This is a genomic window from Pseudoalteromonas sp. DL2-H2.2 (genome assembly GCF_021532535.1).
Lineage (GTDB): Bacteria > Pseudomonadota > Gammaproteobacteria > Enterobacterales > Alteromonadaceae > Pseudoalteromonas > Pseudoalteromonas rubra_A.
On sequence record NZ_JAKGBD010000003.1, the window covers coordinates 24100 to 48308 of the forward strand.

The 24209-nt window shown below is 52.9% G+C and carries 17 protein-coding genes; 3 read left to right on the forward strand and 14 right to left on the reverse strand.

The features are described from left to right. Positions 1-3: 3 nt before the first annotated feature. The 13 genes from L1285_RS05820 to L1285_RS05880 form a co-directional block, all read right to left on the reverse strand. Entirely contained in the window at positions 4-1086 is a 1083-nt protein-coding gene (locus tag L1285_RS05820) for a hypothetical protein (RefSeq protein WP_235411342.1), read from the reverse strand. Beyond that, a complete protein-coding gene (locus L1285_RS23830) occupies positions 1067-1741 on the reverse strand; it encodes a 4'-phosphopantetheinyl transferase family protein (protein ID WP_235411343.1) in 675 nt (224 codons plus the stop codon). The genes L1285_RS05820 and L1285_RS23830 overlap by 20 nt, the downstream gene beginning before the upstream one ends. Then, positions 1738-2052, reverse strand: coding sequence for a RedY (locus tag L1285_RS05830; RefSeq protein WP_125716234.1), 315 nt, complete (start codon positions 2050-2052; stop codon positions 1738-1740). The genes L1285_RS23830 and L1285_RS05830 overlap by 4 nt, the downstream gene beginning before the upstream one ends. Beyond that, entirely contained in the window at positions 2049-4340 is a 2292-nt protein-coding gene (locus L1285_RS05835) for a polyketide synthase (RefSeq protein WP_235411344.1), read from the reverse strand. Before L1285_RS05835 ends, L1285_RS05830 begins: the two co-directional genes overlap by 4 nt. A 16-nt stretch (positions 4341-4356) precedes the next feature. Continuing rightward, a complete protein-coding gene (locus tag L1285_RS05840; RefSeq protein WP_235411345.1) occupies positions 4357-5853 on the reverse strand; it encodes a D-alanine--poly(phosphoribitol) ligase in 1497 nt (498 codons plus the stop codon). Positions 5854-5855: 2 nt separating this feature from the next. Further along, complete coding sequence (locus L1285_RS05845; RefSeq protein ID WP_235411346.1) at positions 5856-7802, reverse strand: aminotransferase class I/II-fold pyridoxal phosphate-dependent enzyme; 1947 nt, start codon at positions 7800-7802, stop codon at positions 5856-5858. An 11-nt stretch (positions 7803-7813) separates the two neighbouring features. Further along, complete coding sequence (locus L1285_RS05850; RefSeq protein ID WP_235411347.1) at positions 7814-8062, reverse strand: acyl carrier protein; 249 nt, start codon at positions 8060-8062, stop codon at positions 7814-7816. A gap of 27 nt (positions 8063-8089) precedes the next feature. Then, a complete protein-coding gene (locus tag L1285_RS05855) occupies positions 8090-9109 on the reverse strand; it encodes an acetylserotonin O-methyltransferase (RefSeq protein ID WP_235411348.1) in 1020 nt (339 codons plus the stop codon). Between the two features lie 67 nt (positions 9110-9176). Then, positions 9177-11729 carry an aminotransferase class III-fold pyridoxal phosphate-dependent enzyme gene (locus L1285_RS05860; RefSeq protein WP_235411349.1) on the reverse strand — a complete coding sequence of 851 codons (2553 nt, stop codon included), beginning with the start codon at positions 11727-11729 and terminating at the stop codon, positions 9177-9179. Further along, on the reverse strand, positions 11726-14278 hold the full coding sequence (locus tag L1285_RS05865; RefSeq protein ID WP_235411350.1) for a biosynthesis protein PigD: 2553 nt from the start codon (positions 14276-14278) through the stop codon (positions 11726-11728). Before L1285_RS05865 ends, L1285_RS05860 begins: the two co-directional genes overlap by 4 nt. Positions 14279-14427: 149 nt before the next feature. Further along, on the reverse strand, positions 14428-17076 hold the full coding sequence (locus tag L1285_RS05870; RefSeq protein WP_235411351.1) for a PEP/pyruvate-binding domain-containing protein: 2649 nt from the start codon (positions 17074-17076) through the stop codon (positions 14428-14430). Next, the gene (locus L1285_RS05875; protein WP_235411352.1) at positions 17076-19100 is read right to left on the reverse strand and encodes a DUF6041 domain-containing protein; all 2025 of its coding nucleotides are present in this window, start codon (positions 19098-19100) and stop codon (positions 17076-17078) included. The genes L1285_RS05870 and L1285_RS05875 overlap by 1 nt, the downstream gene beginning before the upstream one ends. Positions 19101-19102: 2 nt before the next feature. Next, positions 19103-20257 (reverse strand): acyl-CoA dehydrogenase family protein, encoded by a 1155-nt coding sequence (locus tag L1285_RS05880; RefSeq protein WP_235411353.1) that lies wholly within the window; start codon positions 20255-20257, stop codon positions 19103-19105. A gap of 653 nt (positions 20258-20910) precedes the next feature. On the opposite strand from L1285_RS05880, the gene L1285_RS05885 reads away from it, so the two are divergent. The 3 genes from L1285_RS05885 (at position 20911) to L1285_RS05895 (ending at position 23382) form a co-directional block, all read left to right on the forward strand. After that, a complete protein-coding gene (locus tag L1285_RS05885) occupies positions 20911-21816 on the forward strand; it encodes a DMT family transporter (protein ID WP_235411354.1) in 906 nt (301 codons plus the stop codon). A 137-nt stretch (positions 21817-21953) separates the two neighbouring features. Continuing rightward, entirely contained in the window at positions 21954-22421 is a 468-nt protein-coding gene (locus L1285_RS05890; protein ID WP_235411355.1) for a winged helix-turn-helix domain-containing protein, read from the forward strand. 481 nt (positions 22422-22902) lie between these two features. Further along, positions 22903-23382, forward strand: a complete 480-nt coding sequence (locus L1285_RS05895; RefSeq protein WP_235411356.1) for a proteasome subunit alpha — start codon at positions 22903-22905, stop codon at positions 23380-23382. Here the strand turns inward: L1285_RS05895 and L1285_RS05900 are convergent. Next, on the reverse strand, positions 23357-24064 hold the full coding sequence (locus L1285_RS05900) for a hypothetical protein (protein WP_235411357.1): 708 nt from the start codon (positions 24062-24064) through the stop codon (positions 23357-23359). The two genes, L1285_RS05895 and L1285_RS05900, sit on opposite strands and share 26 nt — an antisense overlap. Between the last annotated feature and the right edge of the window lie 145 nt (positions 24065-24209).

Here is a 24209-nt window from a genome sequence, read left to right on the forward strand (position 1 = left end):
TGCTCACCGTCCAGTGGTCCTGGGCTGGACCTGGCCACGGGTATCTGAGACCAGAATGCTTTGCCAGTGCCGCCTCGGAGCCGGGCTGCCAGACTCATTTGGCTCGCCAAATCGGGCAAAGAAAACCGGCAGCGCTGCCTGGCTCAGGCTCTCGGCCAAAGCTTGCCTGGCGTTGTCGTGTTGCACCAGCACGCTTACCGGGTGCATGGCCCAGCCCCATTGTTGTAGCCTGAGCCACATAGTGCCCAACCCTAACCCGGCGCGAAACAAGGCCTCATCGCCTTCCTTCGTGGTGCTCAGTGCTAGATACTGTGGCCCCGCTTCAACCAGCTCCGCCAGGCCCTGCGCCATCTTGCCTGGTAACCCCAGTAACTTGTTTAAGCCACTCAGTCGCGGATGAAATGCCACTTTAAAAAAGGTTTTAAAACCGCCAGAGACAGGTCCAAATAGGTTGTGCAGATAGAACCCGTCTTCATACTGGCGACGTTCATCAAAGCGAATATAGCTGTAGGTTTCACGCCAGGCGGCCCGGTTGGCAAAATCCAGTCCGGCATAGGTCTGCGTCAGCTTTGCCAGTGCCTTGCCATGGGTGTGCTGATAATAAATACCCAGCGTAATGGGGTAGGGTTTCAGTAATGTGTTCAGCTCGCTGTGTTGCTGCGCACTGAGTGCTGTATTGCGATAGGCAGAGCGCACGGTGTGGCGTTGTTGTAGCTGCTCAGAGAGATTGGCAAAGGCGCTTTGCTGTTGGGGTTGCTCTGGGCCGGGCATAAAGCGAATAAGGGCCCTGTCTTCGCCAGCTAAAGCCTGTTGTTCTTGTGCATCGCACCAGCGCCAGTGGAGCGGGTAGCCACGCAGACGCACCAGTTGCTCAAGAAAATGGAAAAAAATCCCACAGCTGAGCAGCATTTCACGCTCCAAAGAGGGCAGTCCGGTCAGTTTACGACGCTGGTCAATGGCCAGATAGCCACAGTGGATCACGGGATCAAAGTGCACCATCCAGGGTTGACAGTTATGCGAAGAAGGCGCCAGACGTGCCAGTTGAATGGCCTCAGCCAGCGCGTGTTCAAATGTACAATGGGTCATGTTGCGCTTCCATGTCGGTTAAAAAAAGTGTCGGGGTGACTTTTGCGTTGCCTGCGATACACACTGCACAGCAAAAGTAGAGCGTCTGCCACAGCCAGTAGCAGGCCATCGTGAGCACACCACTTTGGCTGGTGACACGGCCACAGCTGATGGCGCCACACCTGGTATCGGGTTGGACTTGGATGTCGCGAAAATCAAAGGGCAGGCCCCGGCCATGTAACTTAAGATATGCCTCGCGAACTGACCACAGCGCGCTTTGAGTGAGCATGTCGGCTGATAACTCTCCATGATTAAACAGACGCTGCTGGCAGGTTTCTGAAAAGCCGCGATAAACCTGAATATCGATACCCAGAGACACCGGGGCGGTAGCAACCGCGTACCAGTTTTGACTATGGCTGGCAGACACGCTCAGCAGGGGCCGGTTTTTGCCCGCAAAGCCAAAAGGTTGTCCGCTGGGCGTATGGCAAAGGCGGACATGGCCGGTGCTGCTGGCTTGTTGTAAAGCCTCGGAGGCCAGTATCCGGCACTGCTGTTTTACGCGACTCCCCTGGTTTAAGCGGGGTGCGCGCGCAGAGGGGTCGATATATTGTCTGATGTAGAGCCTGGGCGAAACGGGAGTCTCACCCGCAGGCGCAACCAGCTGCGGTGCTATCACTGCTGATAACCCTGCGCTATCCGCTCACCTTTGAACTCCTCGACCACCTCGGCCATTTCATCAAAGCGGCTGACCAGACTCTGGAACAAGGGCGTGGTCATATCCTGCTCAAACGCCTGCTCGGATTCCAGGTAGATGGTTTCAACAAAGTGAAAGGGGGCATCGGCTTCGCTGGACGCTTCAAATACGGCAAAGGCTTTGACTGAGTCCAGTTGTTCGCAGGCTTTATAGTCGGTGGTTTCTACCCAGTCGCGAAACGCGCCCAGGTGGGCAATGTTTTTTAAACGAATTTTGTGAACGATGAGTTTCATAGTGATCCCTTTGAATGAGTTTGAATTAAGGTCAGGTGATAATTAATGCCCCCGGTACCAAAGGCATTGATGGCACCAATGCGGTGCTTATCAGCCAGCCACGGCCAGGGTTTGGTCTGTTGTGGCACGACTGCCGGAATGCTGTCAAAAGGCAGAGCATCATTCAGTTCGCCCACAACCGGGGTGGGTGGAATGCTGCCGTGCTCCAGTGCAGCCAGCACTTTTGCCAGACTGATGGCACCGGCACCGGCAAAGCAGTGACCAAAGTTGTATTTGCCTGAGCCCAGATAGAGTGGCTGCTGGTGTTCCCGGCGATAGGCGGCGCACAGCGATTCCAGCTCGGCCTGATCGCCCAACGTGGTGCCTGTGCCATGGGTTTCCAGATACTGCACCTGCTCGGGATTAACCGACGCTAGCTGCAGGGTCTTATACATGGCCAGTGCCTGGCCCTGGGGATCCGGCGCTGTCATAGAGCGACTGTCGCAGGAGCCGGAAATGGCATCTATGTGGGCAATGGCGTGTGATGCATCGGAGTTTGTCTGAAGCACAAACAGGCCGCCACCATCACCTGGGGTAAAGCCATCGGCACCTTTGGCAAAAGGCCGGATGCGCTGCGCTGAGAGCATCATTTGTGCGCCGCATAATACCAAGTCACGTTCCAGTGTGGCGGTTTCAATGCCCGCGACTACAATGCCGTCATAGCGTCCCGATTGCAGCCCTCTGACCGCGTTGTGCAGTGCCGCCATCGAGCTGGCACAGGCGGCTTCAATGGCGATACAGTCGGCACCGGGCATCCCTAAGTGCTCCGCCAGCAATCTCGCGCCACCCAGGCCGGTTGCCCCGTACCAGCTCCAGCGGTTGATGGTGGGCGGGGTAGACTGTGGCAACGGAGTTGGGCCAGCAGGCAGTTGATCCCACAGTGCGCTTGCCCCCGCCTGACGATCGGCATCCAGCGACAAATTACAGGCCAAAATCACGGCAGGGCGCTCAAATGCGTCTAACTCTATTGACTGTGCCGCTTGTAACAGTTGCAGCTGCGACACATCCAGACGTGCTTTTTTAGCCGGCATCATAGCTTTGTTCAGCGTCACATCAAGCGGATTATGGCTGTTAAAGCTCATCGCAGTATTGATATAGGTGCTGAGCTTTTGCGGGGTATCCCTGACGAAGGCCTGTGTATTGAGCTGCTGCGCTGACTGAGTGCGCAACAGGTCAGCGCCATCAGCCAGGGTTTGCCAGAAACGATTTGTGTCATGGCCCAGCGCGGTAATGGGCCGGTATTGTGTGATGGCGACTTGCGTGTCGTGGCCAGCAGAATTGTCGCTGTGCAGGTCGGCGAGGATCTGCCAGCCTGGCCCCAGGCAGGCAGCACCTGCGCAGCTTGATGCACCACTGAGGTACATGCCAAGTAACTGATAAAACACCTGACTGGCACCGGCGAAGTAGCCCGCTGGTGCCTGCTCTGTGTCTGAGGTCGTGATGGTGCCAAGCTGCATCAGAATTGGCCAGTCCTGCTGCTGTGCAACGGCAACGGGGCAGACCACCAGGCTGATGGCACCTTCCAGCCAGGGTTGCTGAATTGAGACCCCTTGCTGGTGCAGCATTTCGCTTTGATGCGGGTGATGAAAACACTGAATACTGGTCAGTACCGCAAGCTGACTGTCCTGATAGCGAAAGTTGTCCTGCGCCGCCTGTAGCAGGCGTAGGCCGCCAAGGTCGCCGCCATCCAGGGTCTGACATTTGCCCCGGGTGTGAGCAAAATGGGCAATGCGGGCGGGAATGGTCGAGGCCATTTCGCCAACCCTGTCGTGCGATGTGGCACCTAAGGTGCTAGCAAGCGCTTGTTTGTAGGCATCAATCTGAGACCGTGCGCTTTCATCGCTCCCCAGTTGTTCAGCGAGCGTGCGCAGCGCAGTCACTTTGGTGGCGTTACGATAGGCGGCATCGCTGCCCATATGGGTGGCACACAGCTGATCGCAATGATCGCGCAGGGCATCGCTCAGGGTCAGCTTGCTCAGTGCTTCTTCGGCACTGAGCAACGCCATCCGGGTTTCACGACTGACGGCTTTGCGAAATAAAGGTGGAATAGAAAACTTCTTGTAGTCAAAGTTGTCTGTGTCTACCTGACCCCCTTGCAGTGGCTCTCCGGCAACTGTCCAGCCAAAGGGGCTGACAAACTGGCTCGCCCGCCAGGCATGCTGTTGCATTATGGTCGCAAAGTCAGTGCCGCCGGGCAGGGCGCAGCCAATTCCGACAATGGCCAAAGGAGAAGGTGCGTGTCTGCTCATAGTTTGCCTCTCATACTCATACCAACTCCGCCAGGCGTTTGCGATCCACTTTGCCATTGGCGTTGAGCGGCAGCTGCTCAGTGACCACCACTTTGTGTGGCAGCATATAGGCGGGCAGCTGTTGTTTTAAATGTTGCTTTAACGCTAGCAACGAGGGTTTCTCGGCGCCGGCTTTAAGTGTGATCAGCGCAATCAGCTTATGTTGTAGTTCGTCCTGTGCCAGATGCAATGCGGCCTGTTCAATGGCCGGGTGCTGATGCAGCAAAGACTCAATTTCGCCGAGCTCAACCCGGTAGCCGTTGAGCTTGACCATATCGTCGATACGACCGCGATACACCAGTCCATTCTCGCTCAGCTCGACCAGATCGCCGGTTGCATGGCATTGCTGTTGGTGAAACGCCGTAGCGCGCGGTAATGCCACATTGGCATAGCCTGGGGTCACGCAGGGTCCGCCGATCAGCAGCTCGCCACTTTTGCCAAGGCTTTCTGATAAGGGCGTTTGTGCGCCAGACTCGTCTATCAGCCAGCCTTCCAGAGCGGGCAGCAAAGCACCTATGGGCAAATGACGCAGCTCGCTCAGTTGCGCTCTGTCAACCTCCCAGGCAACACAAACATTGGTTTCGGTTGGCCCGTACCAATTGTGTAATCGGGTGCTTGCGGGCAAGCAAGTGAGCAAGCGTTGCAGCGCCGCCACCACAAACGGCTCTCCGGCAAAAATGACCTGTTTCAGGGTGGCAGTATGGCTCTTGGTCAGCTCGCCACTGCGGGCCATCATGGACAAAATGGAGGGTACGCTGTACCAGATACTCACCTGGTGCTTTTTGATCCCCCGGATCAGGGCCAGCGTGTCCTTTTGCTCCTGCTCAGTGATCAGCCAAACACAGGCGCCTGTGCGCACTGCTGCAAACAAGTCAAAGGTGCTTAAGTCGAACGCAAAACTGGCATGATTAGCCAGGGTATCCTCGCTGTCTACCCGGATGGTGTCGACTGCCCAGTCGATGAAAAAGTCCAGCATATCGTGACTTATCTGCACGCCTTTGGGTGTGCCGGTTGAGCCAGAGGTATAAAGTATTGCGGCAATGTCGGTTTCCCGGTGCTGGCGTAAGCGCGACATATAGGCTGCCAGGTCGTGTTCGTAGTCGTTGCTGTGGCCCAGGCTGTCGAGTGTATTCAGCCAGTCCTGATCCAACACTAAGGCCGGCTTGGCTGCGGCTATAATACGTTCAACCCGGGCTTCGGGCTGGCTGTAGTCGATGGGGATATAATGATTGCCACTGAGCCAGCAGGCATAAATGGCGGCGACGGTATCCGGCTGTTTGGGTAAATTTAACAGCACCGGCGCCTGATCCAGACCCAGCGCGCACAGTGCATTGGCGATTTGGCATGCACGCTCAGCCAGTTGCGCATAATCCCACAACTGTTCGGCACAGATCAGCGCCGTTTTATGCGGTGTCTGCTGAGCATGGCTCAGCAGATTCAGCGCAAAACGGGCCGATGACGGAATTGTCGTCATACTCAGGCCTCCGCAAGTCCCGCTTTCACGTCCTGACTGAGTGGCACGCCGACTTCCAGTGCGCCTTCAACCAAAATACGATAGGCCTCATCCAAATCCGCTTTGGTGTGCTCACTGGTGATGCTCAGGCGCAGGCGCGCATCGCCAACGGCCACGCCCGGGAAGACCACGGTCTGACAATACAAGCCACGCTTACGTACGGCGCGTCCCAGAGCCAGGGTTGTGGCATCATCACCGACCACCACAGGAACGATGGCCGAGTCGGAGTTTTCCAGATCAAAGCCCGCCTGTAGCATCAGGTTACGGAAGTAGTAGATATTGTCCCAGAGCTTGGTCAGGCGCTCTGGCTCGCGCAGCATCACATCAATCGATGCAATCACACCGGCTGCAACGTGGGCCGGAATGGTTGCGGCAAACACGTAAGAGTTGGAGTAGAAACGCAGGAACTCCACCACATCGCCATCACCACAGACAAACCCGCCCAGGCCAGACAGGGCTTTACTCATGGTGCCCAGCTCCAGGTCGACTTCGCCTTTCATATTGAAGTGTTCGGTAGTCCCTGAACCGGTTTTACCCAATACGCCGGTAGAGTGTGCATCATCAACCAGCACGCGAGCGCCATAGCGCTTGGCCAGCTTCATCAGGCGCGGCAGGTCCACGATATCGCCGTGCATGCTGAACACGCCGTCGGTCACAATCAGTTTGCCACCCGGGTGGTCGGCGTATTTGGCCAGCGATTTTTCCAGGCTGTTCAGTGAGTGGTTGTAGATCTTACGCTGTGCACCGGCCAGCTTACAGCCATCTGTAATGCTCATGTGGTTAATGGCATCGGTAAAGATCAGGTCGTGTTTCGAGGTCAACGCGGAAATACAGCCTAAATTTGCCGAGTAGCCAGACGGGTAAACAATACAGGCTTCGCGGCCTTTTAGTTTGGCCAGTTTGCGCTCCAGCTCCAGGTGCAAGACGTTACTGCCCGCAATAATCCGACACCCTGTGTTGGTGGCACCATACTGGCCAGCGGCATCCTGAATGGCCTGGATCACTTCGGGGTGGTTCGACAGGCCGAGATAGCTGTTTGAACCAAACATCAGAAACTCACGACTGGTGCCGGTGACTTCATCAAACATGACTGCACGATTTTTACACGGCGTTTCCAGTGGCATACCGTACCAGTAAAGTTGCTGCGCCTTTTTCTTGTCATAGAAAGCTTTGAATTCACTGGCTTTGTGGAATAAATCCGGGTGCTGGATCCCGACAAAATCGCGCATGGTGCGGGTGTCGCCATCATCACTGTCTATCTGGTGCACTATTTCGTCATTTTTTGCGGTTGGATTGAGCAGCTCATCAATCAGCGGGTTTTTGCTCACCAGCTCAGCGGCCCATTGTGCGCCTTTTTCTTCTACCAGTAAGCTGGCAAACGCCTGCTCCAGCTCAGCCAGGGTTTTACAGCCTGGAATTTTTAAACTGTCTCTCAGTCCCAGGGCTTTGAGCAGCTCGCCCTGAGCTGAGACCACAGTGACAGAATCTATACCTAAGTCGCTCTCAATCTCGGCATCCATGCTCAGTTCACTGGTGTTATAGCCGCTGAAGCTGGCAAACACCGAACGTACCTGCTCACGCAGCCAGCTGTACGCATCTTGTGGGCTATCGGCACTGACCGTCGCCTTGACCTCACTGAGGTGAAATTCCTGTGCAGCGATTTGCTCAACTGCATCGCCAATACAGTGAATAGTCTGAATCGACAGCGGGTTTTTAAGCTGTAGTTGCTTAGTCAGTGCTGCGGTCACTTCGGCCAGGGCAATGGAGTCGATACCAAAGTCATTTTCTAAATGACTGGTCAGGTCTAGGGTATTGGCAGGATATTCTGTCAGTTCAGCAAATGTCTTCAGGACTTCCTGTTGCAGGGTTTCCATAATATCCGGATTTACTTTTGGATTCGTGGCACTCATTTCAAGCCTCCTTATGCTTGCTCTGTCTGAAGGCGTTCAACCAGGCTGACCATGGCATCGACTGATGCAAAGTTGCCCGGGTGGATCTCCTGCATACCTATGTTTAACTGGGTTTCTTGTTTGAGGTAATCGACCAGGTCAAAAATGGCCGCCGAATCAACGATATTTAACTCAAACAAGGGGGTTTGCGACTCAAGGCCGTCTGTTTCGCCGTCGAGAAATTGCGCGGCGATATGGTCTAGTAATTTAGTGGCTAACATCCTGCTACTCCTTCTGTTATTGCCTGATCAGGCTTTTTCACCGACGATCAGGGTCCGTGGCCCAGGGATCTCAAGGATACGGGCGTTGCTGAATCCAGCTTCATGAAAACGTGCCAAATATTCTTCACTACTGCTTTCAATCCCCCCGTCTGTGGATACCAACATATTCAGTGACAGCAGGGCGGTAAACTCAGGACCCGATTTGTCATCATTCAGCGGCGTTTCTGAGGCAATAAAGCGGCCACCGGCGGGCATGGCGTTGTAGATATTTTTTAAGATGGTGACCTGAGTTTCTGGCGCATAGTCGTGCAGCATCCAGCCCAGGTGAATGAGGTCGTAATTGCCAATCGGCAAGTTGCCTGCGATGACATCGCCTTCCACGACTTCGATGCGATCGCCATAGCCTTGCTCACCCAGCTTGTCGCGCAAAAATGCCGACGCCTGAGGTAATTCACAGATAGCCAGCGACACGCCCGGATGGGCATTCGCCACCGCAATTGGCAAGGTGCCAATGCCACTGCCGATATCCAAAAAGGAATGGTGCTGGGAGAAATCGTAATCTTTGACGAAGCCTTCGATGAAGGGAGCGGCAAATTTGCCCAGGAACTCCTGGAAGTCTGCTACGTCATCCGGGTTTTGATAGAGAATGTCGAACCAGCTGCGATTGTCACCAAATACCGCTTCACGTTGATTGGTATCGCTTTTTACTGCGCTGCTCAGCTCTCCCCACAAAGGGTATAAGAAAGTATCAATGTGGCGGCCCAGCCAGCCCAGCCACATAGGCTCATCGCTCACCAAAAAGGCGTGATGCTGGGCAGGCAGGTGGTACAGGTCGTGCTGTTTAGTGAGATAGCCCATGGCATTTAGCGCGATCAGCATTTGCTCAGTAGAGCGCAGTGGGGCGTCGATTTTGTCGGCCAGTTGCTGGGCGCTCAGGTCCGTGTCGCGAAAATGATCAAACAGTTTTAACGATAATGCAGCGGTCACGGCTTTGGCCTGGAAAAAGCCCATCATGTGGTTGACGACGTCTTGTTTGTTGAGAGTCATAAGTAATCCTTATCAATCATGTATTACGTTGTGGGTCGGGCCTGGTTGGCTGCGCGACCCGAGTTCCTTAATTTAAAAAGGTCGAAAGTTCTTCACAGACCGTAGAGAAAGCGCTGACAAAGCGGTCAATCTCAGGTTTTGTGATCACCAAAGGTGGCTGGATCCGGATCACCGTTGAACTGTTGGCGGTGACAAACGTGAGGATCTGATGGTCCAGACAGAACTTGGTGACAAACTTGAGGCAGAACATTTCGCCCAGGGTTTGTTCCATGCGCTCCATGGCCGCCTGAAGATGCTCACGGACCGGATCGGGCAGGAACTTCCAGGTACTGTGCCAATCCCCTGGCAGGCGGGTAGCAAACTCTCTGGCTGAGGCGGCCACGGCCCCGTCAAAGGTCTGCTCAAACTGGATCCCCAGCATCAGACCTTTACCGCGAATTTCGGCCACAAAGGGATATTTATCGGCAATGGCCTGGAGCTCAGCTTTGAAGTAGCTGCCCAGTTCGTCAGAGCGAGAGGCCAGATCCTGCGCAACGATCTCTCGCAGGGCGGTCAGTGCGGCCACTGAGGCGAGGTTGCCGCCACCAAAGGTGGAGGTGTGTACTAAGAAGCGATCTGAGGTGCCATAGGCACGCTGCCAAACATCGCTGCGACACAAGGTCGCGCCGATGGGCATGAGTCCGCCGGACAGGGACTTTGAGAGCATCAGCACATCGGGTTCAATGTCTTCCCATTCACAGGCAAACAGCTTACCGGTGCGGGCCAGGCCGGTCTGGATCTCATCGACCATCAGTAAGGTGCCAGTGTCGCGACAGATCTGCTGAACGGCACTCAGATATCCGGCTGGTGGCACATGCACGCCGCCTTCACCCTGGATGGGCTCTATCATCAGTGCGCCCACATCGTCGCGTTGCAGGGCTTCACGCAGTGCATCTAAGTCGGCAAAAGGCACTTCAACCATGGCCTGGATCAGCGGCTGGAAGTACTTACGGTGTTTTTCCCGCCCGGTAATAGACAGCGCCCCCAGGGTTTTTCCGTGATAGCTGTTTTTCAGATAGGCAATGCCCGGCTTACCGGTCGCAGCCTTGGCCAGTTTAATGGCCGCCTCAACGGCTTCGGTGCCTGAGTTACTGAAAAATACTCGGCCCATATCGCCCGGGGCTAAATGACACAGCACCTCAGCCAGCTTGGCGGTGTGCTCTGGGACAGAAATATACTGGATAAAGTTAGGGCCTTGCTCATCCAGAAAGCTTTTGACAGCTTCGCTGACGGCGGTTGGGTTATGGCCTAGGTTAAGACAGCCATAGCCTGCCACCATATCGAGATAGCCGGTACCTTCATTGTCATACAAGATAGTGCCTTCGGCTTTACGGAATACATTGTCGCAGCGCTGTTGTTTTAAAAACTCCACCATCATGGGGTTAATAAACTGATGGTGGCGGTCCAGGGTGTCTTCTTTGGCTGGATCCTGGGCCAGGATGTTATCGATAAAGGTCAGCCGCTGGCTGGTGTCGCCTTTGTCGATGGCATAAATGTCCTGATGGTAATAGCGCTTCAGGTTGGTGACATGCTGGCGGTCAATACGCTCACCAAAGGAGGCGAGCGGATAGGCATAAAAGCCATGTTTTTCGGCCAGTTCACCGATTTCCAGTACCTTGACCGGCTCCAGGTAACGACCCAGAGAGTAGTTCTCGCGGCGCTGCTCCAGCGCCAGCACTATGGTTTCGGCCATACAGCCATTGAGCTGTTGTTTGATGGTGACATTCAGTGACTCACCACCCAGTTTCACCGCGTCTGTGGCGGTCACACAGCCGCCATCGATGATTAAAATATCATCGCGGGCTGGGCGGGCATCGACATTGACGTCCCGCGGCAGCGCCACATCAATGAAGATGGAACCGGGCTGGAGTTTCGCTACATCAATCACGTCACCGGCTGAGGTGGCCCCGGCAAACAGCTTGCATTCGTCATACAAGTCGTCCGGGTTGCCAGTCAGGCTCACCCGATTGTGGTATTGCTCCGGCAGGTGGCTGAGCATGTCTGCTTTGTCTTTATGACCGGCGCGGTGCAGCAGTTTCAGATTAAACCCTTCGGCGAGCAATAAGCGGCTCAGTGCTAGGCAAATGGAACCCGGGTACCCTACGATGGCCACGGTTTCCTTTTCCGGGTTGATGTCCAGCCACTCTTTGATTTGCATCAGGGCTTTGTAGCCGGCATAAGTGGTCAGCGAGTTACCCGAGGTAATGGGGATTGGAGATTTGGCGGCGGTGGCTTCGCCGCGCCGACCAACAATTGAGGTAAAGCCACCCAGGCCAACCAGCTCTGCGCCGTCAGCCACAAACTCTTCCACACCGGCGACCACGCGCTCGGCAATGCCTCTGGGGTCGGCAATCATCTCTTCGGCTATTAGTGGCATATATTTGATCATGCCTTCACAGGTCGCGCCGCTGGCTGAGGTGATCTTGGCAAAGTTCATAAACGGAACCAGGTTGGCTTTGCCCCACAGTTCACGGTTGTAGCCGGTATGCTGATCCTGGGTGTTGCGTTGCAGCAGATCGAGCATTTTAACGTAGCGTTTCAGGCCGACTGAGGTCGGGTGGGCGATAAATCCAAACTTCATGAGTTAACTTCCTGTGCTGGTGGCGTATCTAAATCGGTTTCGGGGGTAACAGGCTCGGCGCTGTCGCGTTGCCAGCCTTTGGCGGTGGCCAGTGAAATGCCATCCCCTTCGTTGTTGTGGCCCAGTACCACGGAGAACAGCGTCAGGCGTTTTTGTGCCGTCAGTGCCGAGCGTACCGCTGTTTCATCGAACTGGGTCAGAGTTTGGGCGGAAATGTCAAAGTCCCCGATCTGCTGCTCAAACTGAGGCTGATCTATGTTGACCAGACGCATCTGACGTGAGGTGCGGTTGAATAAAATCCGTTCCTGATAGGTGTTGATCACCGACAAACCGCCATTGCAGAAATAGAACACGCTGATGCTCTTATCGAGCAGCTGAGGGTGAGTCAGAATATTGTCGATAAACGCCGGTAAAATATCGGGCACTATGCCTTTGGCCCCGTCACCAATAAAGGCGATAACATTGGTGGGGCTGGTATAGGCCAGATAGCCACTGGCCAGCAGGGCGTCGCCCATCAGCGCGCGACCATACCAGCCAGAAAAACCGCGGCGTGTTTTGGCCACGTTGCGCACGGCGGAAATACCACAGCGACCCACATCATAGACACCTGTGTAGTCAAAGTTTTCGTGCTCGATTAAGTCTTCTATCACGCGATTAAGCTGACAGAAAAAGTAGTTCGGTGACATTGGCAGACTGGGCAGTTTGCTGAGCACATCAGATTGGGTATCCGGGTAAGCCATGATCCGCGCCATACGCTTGGCACGCAGCGATTCGCTGACATTGAGGTGCTTTTTCACCGCCTGCAGGAAATCACGACAGCGCATATGTAATTGCAGATCGGCAAATGGCGAGAGGTGGGTTGCTTCTTTGGTCAGTTGCACCAGGTGGACCTTGCGCTCCAGGCGGCCATCGGAAAATGGCGTGGCAATCTGAGCAACCCGGCTTTTAATCATAAACAGGCACTGCTCATCGGTGCTGTTGAGCTTGTCTTTAGTATGAAAGTAGTTGTAAACCCGCGGCGTATAACCGTAAATGGCCAGCGTACCCAGATAGTTGTCGTTGCGTTTACCCTGGTAATATTTAGGCGCCGTGCCTGGGTGCGCCAGGCTGTCTACCAGCGCAATGCCTGCTTGCTGGGCGATATCATGGATCAGGGCATATTCGTCCTCACTGACCGGACCGAGCTGCCAGATAAGTTTTTCAGGTCCGTTATTGATAAGCTCGATGGCCTGACGGAGTTCGTCAGTCATGACTTCAACGGGCTCATCGCTTGGGCTCGCAGGCAGGGCTTCGAGTGCCGGTAAATCCAATTCCAAAGAAGACTCGAGCACATTCTGAGTGGCCAATACCACAACTGGTCCCTGACCCTGATGATAGAGGCGGTAAACTTCTGCCAGGTTTTCACCTATCTGTTCAATTTCATCCATATATACATAGGGGATGCGTCTTGCGGCCAGTACATCACGCATGTCTTCACTGGCCGTAATGGTGCCCTGGAAGCTGTACCACTGACTCAGGCGGTTTTCGGCGACTACGATGATCCCCTGAGCTGCCGTTTCTTTCAGGTTAGCTAAAGTGCCTTTGAATTCATCCATCATGCCGGAGGTAACCACGGCCAAAAATGGCATGTGGTAGAGCTGCCAGTTGGCAATCGCACCGCAGGCAATGGCATGCTCATTCGGGCCTCTTAGCACCAGGGCGCCTTGCTTTTCAGCGTGACGGTCGAGATGGCCGATGAGGTTGGAAACCACAGAGCCGGTATAATAAGACACCAGCCAGTGTTCGGGCGCTGTTCGGGCAAAGAAGTTGATTAGCTGGTCGCCCAGAGTATTGTGCAGCTCTAAAGAGCCAACAGGTTTGACCCGGCGGTTGGCATAATTCATTTCGAAAAAGTCCATCCACAGCCGCAACAGCTCACTCTGGAAAGTGGCCGGATCGGTGCTGCGCACGATTTCACGATATTGCTGTGGCAGGTAGCTGTAGGGCGTGCGCAGTGCGCGGATAAAGGTTACGGTCGAGAAGCTGGTGTAGAAGGCCGGAATGCCGATTTTCTGCATGGCACGGTAAAAGGCATCCAGATCGCGGTCAATCTGATCTATGCTGTCGTCCTGAAAACCCATCGAGGTTTGGTCGTAAAACAGCATGCCGACCTGAAAATCAGGTTGCTCATTGAGCGCATTGCTGTGGATGATTTTACCGGTCGCCTCGGCCAGACTGGCGCACTGAATGACCTGGATATTAATGGCCTTCTTTTGCCCTTTTAAAAAGTGGATCGCTTTGTCTCTCACTTCGTCGTAAAGCGGGCAGGGCACCAAAGAGGGGTTTTTCAATGCCAGCTCTGACTGAATATGCACCCGGTTAAAGACGTACTCGCGAATGTCGCTTAGCACGCTCAATCCGGTGTGGAAAAACTGCTCATCCCGGGTGACTACGATTACCCCAACGGTGATGGTGTCTTGCTTTGCACCACTGCGCTGCGTTTCGGCTTGCCATATATGCTCAAAGCCGGATGCGCTCGACTGAGTGCCTAATCCTGTAATGCTTGTCATAATTTATTCCTTCTGCTGCCTGCTAAAAACTCGGTTCGCTGGGAAAATTGCACGCAACGACCCGCAACGGCGGCAGCATGCCACTTGCCGTTGTACTTTTAAGTTGATTGTTGGGTGTGCTGCGGGTCACTGACCCGCATAGGATTTCGCTATTCTCTTTGGATGATCACTGTGCCCTGGTCCCCATCAAGGATCAGTGTGTCGCCACTTTTAATTGCCGCAGTGGCGCTGTGTAAATTCACCACCGCTGGAATGCCAAACTCGCGCGCCACGATACAGCTGTGTGACAAAGTTGAGCCGATGTCCGTGACAACGCCACTGGCAAGTGCAAACAAGGGAGTCCAGCTGGCATCGGTAAAGCGTGCAACCAGGATCTCTCCCGGCTCCAGCTCACCGGCCTGGGTCTGCAAGTCGGTGATGACGCGAGCTTTGGCAACGACTTTGCCGGGGCTGGCAGCCAGGCCACTCATCGAATCGCTGTGCTCCTGCGAGGTGGTTTTCATTTTGGGCGTATAAGGCCCAATAATGGCCATTGGAGGCTCTTCGGCATGGAGGTTAAACAGGTGACTATGACGATTGGCATTGAGCAGCGACTCGCTGAATGCCTCAGCGGCCCCCATGCGCCCGGCGACATAGTCGCGCAGTCGATTGAAGTCGATGTAGGGCAAGTCTTCAACCTTGGCCAGGTTATCTCGCTCCAGACGTGACAGCACTTCCAGAATAATGCAGCGGTAGAACCAGGTTTCGGTGATAAACGTCGGACGTGTTGCTTCACGGCGCTCCGCCATCACACCATACAATTTAATGATGGTTTTGAGTTTAAATCGTGCCCCGGCTGGCAAGGCTTTAAACAGCTGCTCGCTGTCGGCTTCGCGCAGACTCTCGGTTTCTTTGAGCTTTTTCTCCAGATCAACCGGGTGTTTAAGGTACATTTTCATGACCTGCAGCAGGTAACTTGGGTCATCACGCCAGCGCGGGATACTCAGCTCAAACTCCTGACGGCCACGGGCGCCAAACTCCAGTAAAAAGGCTTCAAACGGACCCTGCCAGAACGGCTGTCCAAGCGGGTGAGCGGGCAGTATTTTAACCAGCTCTTCGGCTTCAAAGCGCTCAAACACAGCTTTTAGTTCATTGTTTTTCTGTACATGTTCTACCAGATCCAGGATCCCGCGTGTCACCTCAATGGTACGCAGATTGTTCATTGAGGCTTTGATGCGATTTTGCAGTCCTTCGCCGCGCTCTTTAAAATGTTCCTCGCAAGTTTCCGCAAGGGCATCGTACAAAGCAAATGACTGCAGGAAAAACGGCATATAGGCCGCACAGGATTCAAGGAAGTACTGGTCGATACGAGTCAGCTCTTTATCCAGCTCACTGAGTGACATACTGGGCAAGTCCAGTGCCAGAAAACGTCTGGTTTCGTTTTCTCGCAGGGCAATCATATCCTCAACAATTTTGCCTGCATAGCGCATATTGTGCACTTGCTGTTTTAGCCAGTGCCAGGCACTTTTGGCGTAGTCCCAGCCTTCGACACCACGACCATAGGGGTTGCGGTAGTTGCTGAAATCTATGTCTGAAGTCGCGTAGCGGGTGGTGAACTTCATCTCGTCCCGGGTGGGCGGACACTGGCGCAACATGTGTGCCGAGCCGGAGATATTCAAATACACCTGACCCTGGATATAGCCCATATAAACTTGCCAGTCACTGATGTCAGCTAAGCCCATGGTCTTGATAGCCGGGCCATGAATATGCTTTTGATAGAATTCACAAAATGACAGACCAAGCGGCGTCATCAGTCCGGTGACAATCTCGCCGGTGTCCATGCGTGAGAAGAAGGCACCGTCCTTGATGCTTTGATCTTGCTCCCAGGAGTTAGCGTAAATGGGTTCTGCTTTACTGGCCTGAGTGGTAACCGGGCGTGCCTGGAGCAACCAGATCTTGCCATCTTTCAGGGCCCACTCGATATCCAGCTCGGTCTGATACAAGGCCTGTGCCTGTTTCGCCAGCGATAACAATTGCGCCAGTTGTGCTTCATTCAGGCTGGCGGCCTGTTGCTTTTCGGATGGGGTATTCAGTAAAGTGACCTGGCCCTGAGCATTGCGCTGGCAATATTGGGGCTTAGTGCGGATCTCCTGTTGCAACAACGCACCGTTTTCTTTGTCCAGAATAAAGCTGTCGGTACTCACCTGACCCGATACGACGCCTTCGCCCAACCCCCAGCAACTGTCAATAACCACCTTGTTGGTATCGCCACTGAGTGGGTCCTGCGTGAACATCACTCCGGCTGCATCAGCATCGACCATAGTTTGCAGCACCACGGCAATGGCGGTATCGGCGGCGCTGCTGTTGCGATAGCCGGCGGCACGCTCAGCCCACAATGAGGCCCAGCATGCGCGCACTTTTTCCATTACGCTGTCGCTGCCCTGAACATGCAGATAGGTTTCGTACTGACCGGCAAAACTCTGGCTTTGACCGTCTTCGTCCAAGGCGGAGGAGCGAACGGCGATGTGTGCGTTGTCGCCTAAGCCCTGATAGGCAGACGCAATAGCAGCGCGCAAAGGTTCAGGAATATCGGCACTTAGAATGGTATTCCGGACCTTGTCCAGCTCAGGGGTACTGAGCAATTCATCTGGCAGTGCTGTATTGACGAACGTCTGATATGCCTCGGCGGTGATACAAAAGGCGGGTGGTACAGGCAAGCCCGCACGGATCAGATGATTCAGTGAGTGACCTTTGCCGCCCAGGTGTCCTAATTCCAGTTGTTCGTTGCCACTGAGGGCGACGACGAGTGATTGACTCATTATATCGTCTCCTTATTGCGCGGTATGGCGCTTGTACCCGTGTGTTGTAATGTCTGTTTGACTTGTGTAGCAGCCTGCTTACCGGCGAAAATGGCACTCTCCAGATTACCTATTCCCACGCTGTCCTGATTGGCAAAATGCACACTTCCGTGTGGCTGTGAAGCACGCTGAAATACCCCACTAGCCTGTTGGCCTATGACTGAGGTGATAAGCGCGTTGGGCCAGTGCCAGATCTGAATGTCTTCGACAATGCGTGGGTCGACGCCGATGTTGTTCAGCATCAGTGATATTTCCCGATAGGTTTGCTGCTGTAATCCGGCAAAGTTGTTTTCTGCCGTGCGGCCCTGTCGCTCCGGGCGGGTAGTGGGCTTGAGTAAGGTCAGCACGCCACCTTCACTGCGGCTATCGTTGTCCATCCAGTTCGCAACCAGGCAGGTGCCCGCCTTGCACCAGGCATAAGGCTGCTCGGGGCGGTCCGGTTCAATCAGGTAACCGCCAAAGGAGTGGCTGAGTACCGGGCGTGATAACAGCGCGTTGGCCAGATAATAGTCTTCATGGCGGATAGCTTTGATGGCATTGACCTGATCTTCGGGCAGTGTCGGGAGCCAGTCGCTAACGTTATGCTTGGGGGCGGCCCAAATAAGTTTCTTCGCCTTTACCGATATATTGTGATGCTGCACCTTCGCGGTCAGCTGCACGCCTGCCTCAGTATTGTTGAGGTTTACCAGTGCGACATCCCTTAGCAAAGTGACATTAGATTGCTGACGCAGGTGGCTAACCAAGGCTTCACTGATATGGCCGTTACCACCCGGTAAAGTCACCAAGTTACCGCGCAGATAGCCAACCAGAAAATGTAAGCCCACGTAGGCCGATACTTCATGAATATCCAGACACTCGACTCTGAGCGTGGTTGTGACTGCATTTTCAACCAACTTGCCGAGCTTGCGAGGTGGTTTTAGCTCATCCGGGAATGCGGCGGTTTTTTCCGGTTCAAACAGGTAACTGTACAAAGACAGGTTGTCCAGTTGTACCATGGCTTCTTTGCCGAGGCCTGCGTTCTCCTGCCAGGGTACCTGAGGGTAGCGCTCAGTGCCCGGGGCAAAGCCATCCAAAAACGCATACAGGTCGGCAAAGATAGGGTCGCCCAGTTGCTTTGCGGCAACAACGTACGGTTTGCCTATCACGGCATTGAGCAGCAATTGCCCCGTTAACCCCCAGACAGCTGGCTTTAGCAGATAGCGGGGAAATTTTATAAAGCCTAAAGTGATCTCACTGATACACTTGAGCAGTAGAATAGTATCGAAAAAAACTAACGTATCTTCGGCGTTACTTTTAAATTTTTTCTCCAGCCCCAGTTTGGTCAGTAACTGGTCCATATCGGAGCCAGCAACAGGTTGTTGAAAACACACACCAGCAATAGGGTGAGACAGGGCGCGGTGGGTATTGCAGCGGGCATTGCCGCCAAAGGTCGGGCTTTTTTCCAGTATCAGGACCCGCTCTGTAGAGAATTCACTGGCTGCGGTCAAGCCCGACACTCCGCCGCCAACAATGATCACATCATAATCTTCGGCCAGTTTAGGTTTGTCAGGAGACTTAGCCTGGGCTTTGGGTTTGGCAAAATCCTGACTGGTAAACACACGTTTAGTGTCAGTACGGCGAAATTGCTGACGCAAAATATAAAGTGCTGCGATGATAAAGATGGCATCCAGCGGGATCACTTGTGGCTGAGCGCGGTGCAAAATGGTTATAAACACCGCCATCATGGCCAGCTGGGCATAGATGACAAAACGGGTCCAGCGAGGGTTGAGCCACAACACCAGGCCTGAGCCAAATAACGCGACGGCCACGACGACATTGGCAAGATCGCCATGTTGCGCGAGCAGATTGCTCAGCCCTTGATACCAGGTGCCCTGATTGGCGATGGCGGCCTGGCGCAGAATGTCGGGGACATTTTCTAACTGTGGAAATGCTTTGGCCAATCCGGCCAGCATGTAGAGTACAGCAAAGATCCGTTGAACTAGCATGTTCAGGCTCCTCTTAAGCCAAGTTTTCGGGCGATGATCTCGCGTTGAATATCGTTAGTACCGGAAAAAATACGACTCGGCAGGGTGTCCAGCAGTACCTGTACAATGCCCATGTCGGCATCGATTGCAGCACCACCGAAGGTGGCAATGGCATCCAGTGCGGACTGTACGGCGTAATCCGAAATCAAGAGTTTGCTCATGGCAATGTCTATTTCGGCATCCTGTCCCTGATCGTACTTCCAGCCCGCGCGATACAGCATCAGGCGGCACTGCTCAAGACGCAGCTTGATATCAATGATGCGATTTGAAACTGACTGAAAGTGACCGATTTTCTTACCAAACTGTTTACGTTCCCGGGCGTAGCTGAGAGTGGTGTCGAGTAACCTGTCCAGCGCGCCGACAAACAGCGCGAACAGGCAGCCTTTTTCCCAGATCATTGAGTCGTGGAAAATCGCGCCTCCGGCGCCTTCAAAGCCGATGCGCTGAGATTCCGGGACAAAGACATTGTCAAAAAATACATCCCCCATCGGACAGCTGGCCAGGCAGTCTTTGGATTGACCGGCACCGGTTGATAATCCGGGTGTGTCTCTGGCAATAATGAAAGCTGATACCCCCATAAAGCCGTGATCAGGGTTGGTTTGCGCATAGGCGACAAAGACATCGGCCACCGGGGCATTGGTAATATAGGTTTTTTGACCGTTGAGTCGGTAACCACCCGGTTCTTTGATGGCGGTGGTTTTCATACTGTAAATATCTGAGCCTGCACCAGGTTCTGTGGCGGCATTGGCTGCCATCAATTTACCCGCGACCAGGGGCTCGAGAAAGTCGCGTTTTAACTCATCACTGGCGAAGCGCGCGATGGGCATCACACAGGCAAACAAATGGGCGCACAGAGAAAACGATAAGCCCAGGTCCCGGCTGCCTTTACCCAGCGCTTCCACCATTAACATGGTGTTCAGGGCACCCAGGTTGGCACCACCGTAGGTTTCTTCCACTGCCAGCCCGGTGAAGCCAAACTGGGCAGCCTGTTGCCAAAGTTCCGGTGCGAAGTGGTGGCAGCGCTGACGCTGATGTGCATCCTTGTCTAACACTTCGCCAGCAAAGCGAAGCGTAGAGTCGTATAACTCGGTCTGATAGTCGGAAAGCTTAAAATCCATAATATTGCACTTTGAGTTGGTTGAAATACGGCTTTTGCATTAAATGCTATTATGGAGATATGTTAATGTACCTGTCAATATTGTTAACTTGTGTTTTTTAAATGTTTTATTGAGGTTTTAAATTTGTGATTCACATTTTCTGCATAGTTTTATGGTAATTGATTCAACAATATGTTTTTAAAGAGTTTTTGTTTCTTTATTTGGGGGGTGTTTATAATTGGTACAGGGTGTAATTGTGACTTTTTATTGTTAAGTTGTTATTAACTTTGTATTTTTTAATCACGCCAAATTAAGCTGTTTGTCTAAAATTTACTCAAAACAGAGTTTTAGGTATTACGTTTGCCAACAGGCAGACATGCCTGATTTTTCTAACCTCGGTGCTAAATAGCATGTCAGATAGACACTTTTGGCTATCCGTTATTGACATTGCACTAAGGCATGGTACAAAGAATGTTCACGTTACTAAGAAGAATAAATTCATGGCGCTGATGACTGCACATACACTGCTTAATACCTGGCTGAATAATTCAGTCTGGGTAGGGGTGAGTGTCCGCGGTTTGTAGGCGACTATTACTAACCGCGGCAGTATCAGCGGTTAGTTATCATTGTGTATCTCCAACCTCTTATACTGCCCCGATTTAGGGGAGTTCATTATGCCAGTTCAGGCATCTTACATTATGGTTATAATCATCTGGTCGACGACCCCGCTTGGGATTGTGATCAGCAGCACAGGTATGTCACCGACCTTGAGCGTCTTTTTGCGTATGGCGCTGGCGTTGGTGCTGTGCTTTGTCATGGTATTAATTGGCCGCTATCGGGTGCCAATGTCCCCCAGAGCCTGGACCTTATATGGCTATTCCAGTTTGGGTATATTTGGTGGCATGTTGCTCAGTTATCTGGCGGCACAAACTGTGCCCTCGGGTGTGATTTCTTTGATATTTGGTCTTGCTCCTGTGATGTCGGGCCTGCTTGCTCAGCGGCTATTAAACGAAGCCCGGTTTAGTCTTATTAAATGGCTGGGGCTGGCTTTGTCTATGGTGGGTTTGTACCTGGTTTGCATGTCACAACTGAGTGAGCTGGCGCTGGCACCGCTGGGCTTGTTATATGTATTCGGGGCGGTGAGTTGCTTTAGTCTCAGTGGGGTGATGATAAAACGTGTGCAACTGGCAATCCATCCGCTGGCTTCAACCTTTGGCGCCCTGCTGCTGGTGACGCCTATGTTTGGTTTAGTGTGGTGGTTGACTGATGGGCAGCTGAGCATAGACAACTGGCAGATGAGCGCTGTATTGGCCACAGTTTATCTGAGTGTCTTTGGATCTTTAGTCGGGTTTATTGCTTATTTTCATGTGCTACAGAAGCTTAAAGCCAGTACGGTTGCACTGACAACCTTGATCACGCCAGGGTTTGCGATGCTGCTGGGGGCATGGTTAAACAACGAGCAAATCACACCGACCTTGCTGACTGGCGCGGCTGTGATTATGGTGAGTCTGGCGGTATTCCAGTTCGGTGACAGTGGCTGGACTGGCGTGGCCAACAGGCTACGAAGGCGATTGTTATAAATCGTTACATTGGAGTACTGATCCGAGGTTGGGAACATGTTAAGCTTGTTGAACTAACAAAAGGGACATGTCGTTGACCGCTTGGTCACATGCGCCCTGTGATGTGACAATTATTATAATTATAAAGCTGAAGGACGATGAAGTTAACATTTCAAGATTTCGAGTTTGACTGCCAAAATTTGGCCTTGTCAAAACAAGGTCGAAAAATAAGCATAAAAGAAAAGCCAGCTATGTTGCTGGGCTTGTTCTTGTCTGATCCACAGAAGATCTACAGCAAGGCTGAGATCCTCGAACATGTTTGGCCTGGCAGAACCGTGACTGAGCAAGTGGTATTTCAGAATATTGGCCACCTGCGCGCGCTATTCGGCGATGATGCAATTAAAACCTTTTCTAAAAAGGGCTATCAATGGCAGCTGCCAGTGCAATCATCTGAGCCTGTTGTGGCAGAGCCAGAGGCCAGCCAGCCGGATCCTTTACCCGCTTCAGCACCTGTTACAGCAGGTTCTGAGCATGCTGGGGAAGAAGTGCAAGGTCTGCCCTGGAAGTGGTTAGCACCTTTGGCCGCTTTGATTATCGGGGCTGCTGTCGTCGCATTCATGGTTTAAAGTCCTCGAGCGTCGCGCCCAGCCCATAAATGAGAGCGTCGGGTGCAGCGCCAGGCAGTCGCTGCTGAGTCAGTCCAGTTATCTAAACTTACCTGTGATCTGCGCTGTTTCAGCGCGGGTAGTGACTGCTATGGATTGATGTTATACCAATTTCACTTAATACCTGTTCAATTTGACGGATCAAATATGACGCTAACTGTGTTAAAAATTTCTTATTTAGAACAACTAAACAGCCAAATTTTTGCCTTGTTATCGATCATATTTTATCGCCTCAAAATAGAACACTTAATTAAGCAAATTGGTATTACGCCAAAGTGAGCGGTTGACAGGGTTGTTAACTTTGTATTAATTTTTTACTCCTTATATTGATGTTCAAACCCCATGTTTAGCGATTTATTGTGAATATCAGGTCAAAATGAGCCGGTACGATCGATAAGTTTGAGTTATTTTGGATTGCAAAGATCATCACCAAGGAGCGCTTTTGACAACCATTGCCTACCACCACGACTCGAAAACCATTTGTACAGACAGCCTGACCTCGACCAGCCAGACTATTGTGTCCTGGTCAACACGCAAGTGCCAGCGGGTGGAAGATGGCTACGTATTTGCCTCAGGCAACTGCGCTGAAATAGAGCATTTGATCACACACTGGCACGATAATCAGTTTGATGATATTGCCTGTACTTTCTTTTTTGTTGCCGATAGTGGCGCTGTTTTTTTTGGTGAAATTCGCCATGGTCGCCGCTTTTTGGAGCCTTTGTCGTTAAACTGGGCCATTGGCAGTGGTGCCAACTGGGCCATTGCCGCCATGGACTTTGGGCGATCTGCATTTGAAGCCGTTGAATACGCCTGTTTACGGGATAAGTCCAGCGGCGGCACGGTGATGACTTATCGACACAATGAAAGAGCGCTCTGGTTACGCACGCCGATTAAGGCTAACTCATCGGTGAGAGTGAACTGACCGAAACCTGATAATAACTGGCGATGAGTGTGAGTCGATGTGCCGATTCTGCGCGCCCACGCACATGGGCCATCACCTTGGCCAGGTTGTTACTGTCTACACCGCTGAGTTTTCGCTGCGCCTCACACAAGGCCAGCCAGGCTGCCAGCTCATGCTGAGGCAGCTCATGGTGGTGCGGATTAAAACCCAAATAGGTTTCCAGCGCATTTAACTTCTGATGATTACGAACTATCAGGGCCTCGCCCAGCGATTCATTGCGTTCAAACAACAACAGTGAACGGATATAATTGAAAGGAGGCAGTGGGTTGGCAGGATTCACAAACAGACAATGCAAAAACGTATTGCCCTGATGGTTGGTTACATTAAAGGCATTCGCCGCCTGTAGTGCGGGCATAAAAAAATCTAATCGCTCAGTGGTATTGATCCCGGCAATGACGCCCGCTGGCAGGCCATGCTGGCTGACACAGTGGGCCACAATATTCTGGTAATGCTCGTAGTTTACTAGGTGATTGTCGGCGGCTTCAAAGCAATGTCTGAGCTGCGCTGTCCTTTCGCTGCCTGTCGCTTGTTCATAGCAGTGTTTTATGCGCGCCAGGTCGTGGCTGTGTATTGCTTGTATCATGCTGGTCACCGCCGCTGTGGAGTCCGCTGATGTGTGTGCTGTGTGATTGTGGGTTGCCATAGATATTACCTTTACCATCAGAATATTCAGTATGCCATATCCGCATCGTCTGTATAGATATGACAGTAACAATGTTGATGATTGTGCTGTTTTCCCAGCCACAGCGGCGTAAAAAATAGTCGAACAAGGATTAAAGATAACCGGT

Excerpts from the sequence above, each read along its gene's own strand:
- L1285_RS05820 (WP_235411342.1), bottom strand. The coding sequence starts at position 1,086 with ATGACCCATTGTACATTTGAACACGCGCTGGCTGAGGCCATTCAACTG.
- L1285_RS05830 (WP_125716234.1), bottom strand. The coding sequence starts at position 2,052 with ATGAAACTCATCGTTCACAAAATTCGTTTAAAAAACATTGCCCACCTG.
- L1285_RS05835 (WP_235411344.1), bottom strand. The coding sequence starts at position 4,340 with ATGAGCAGACACGCACCTTCTCCTTTGGCCATTGTCGGAATTGGCTGC.
- L1285_RS05840 (WP_235411345.1), bottom strand. The coding sequence starts at position 5,853 with ATGACGACAATTCCGTCATCGGCCCGTTTTGCGCTGAATCTGCTGAGC.
- L1285_RS05845 (WP_235411346.1), bottom strand. The coding sequence starts at position 7,802 with ATGAGTGCCACGAATCCAAAAGTAAATCCGGATATTATGGAAACCCTG.
- L1285_RS05850 (WP_235411347.1), bottom strand. The coding sequence starts at position 8,062 with ATGTTAGCCACTAAATTACTAGACCATATCGCCGCGCAATTTCTCGAC.
- L1285_RS05855 (WP_235411348.1), bottom strand. The coding sequence starts at position 9,109 with ATGACTCTCAACAAACAAGACGTCGTCAACCACATGATGGGCTTTTTC.
- L1285_RS05860 (WP_235411349.1), bottom strand. The coding sequence starts at position 11,729 with ATGAAGTTTGGATTTATCGCCCACCCGACCTCAGTCGGCCTGAAACGC.
- L1285_RS05865 (WP_235411350.1), bottom strand. The coding sequence starts at position 14,278 with ATGACAAGCATTACAGGATTAGGCACTCAGTCGAGCGCATCCGGCTTT.
- L1285_RS05870 (WP_235411351.1), bottom strand. The coding sequence starts at position 17,076 with ATGAGTCAATCACTCGTCGTCGCCCTCAGTGGCAACGAACAACTGGAA.
- L1285_RS05875 (WP_235411352.1), bottom strand. The coding sequence starts at position 19,100 with ATGCTAGTTCAACGGATCTTTGCTGTACTCTACATGCTGGCCGGATTG.
- L1285_RS05880 (WP_235411353.1), bottom strand. The coding sequence starts at position 20,257 with ATGGATTTTAAGCTTTCCGACTATCAGACCGAGTTATACGACTCTACG.
- L1285_RS05885 (WP_235411354.1), top strand. The coding sequence starts at position 20,911 with ATGCCAGTTCAGGCATCTTACATTATGGTTATAATCATCTGGTCGACG.
- L1285_RS05890 (WP_235411355.1), top strand. The coding sequence starts at position 21,954 with ATGAAGTTAACATTTCAAGATTTCGAGTTTGACTGCCAAAATTTGGCC.
- L1285_RS05900 (WP_235411357.1), bottom strand. The coding sequence starts at position 24,064 with ATGGCAACCCACAATCACACAGCACACACATCAGCGGACTCCACAGCG.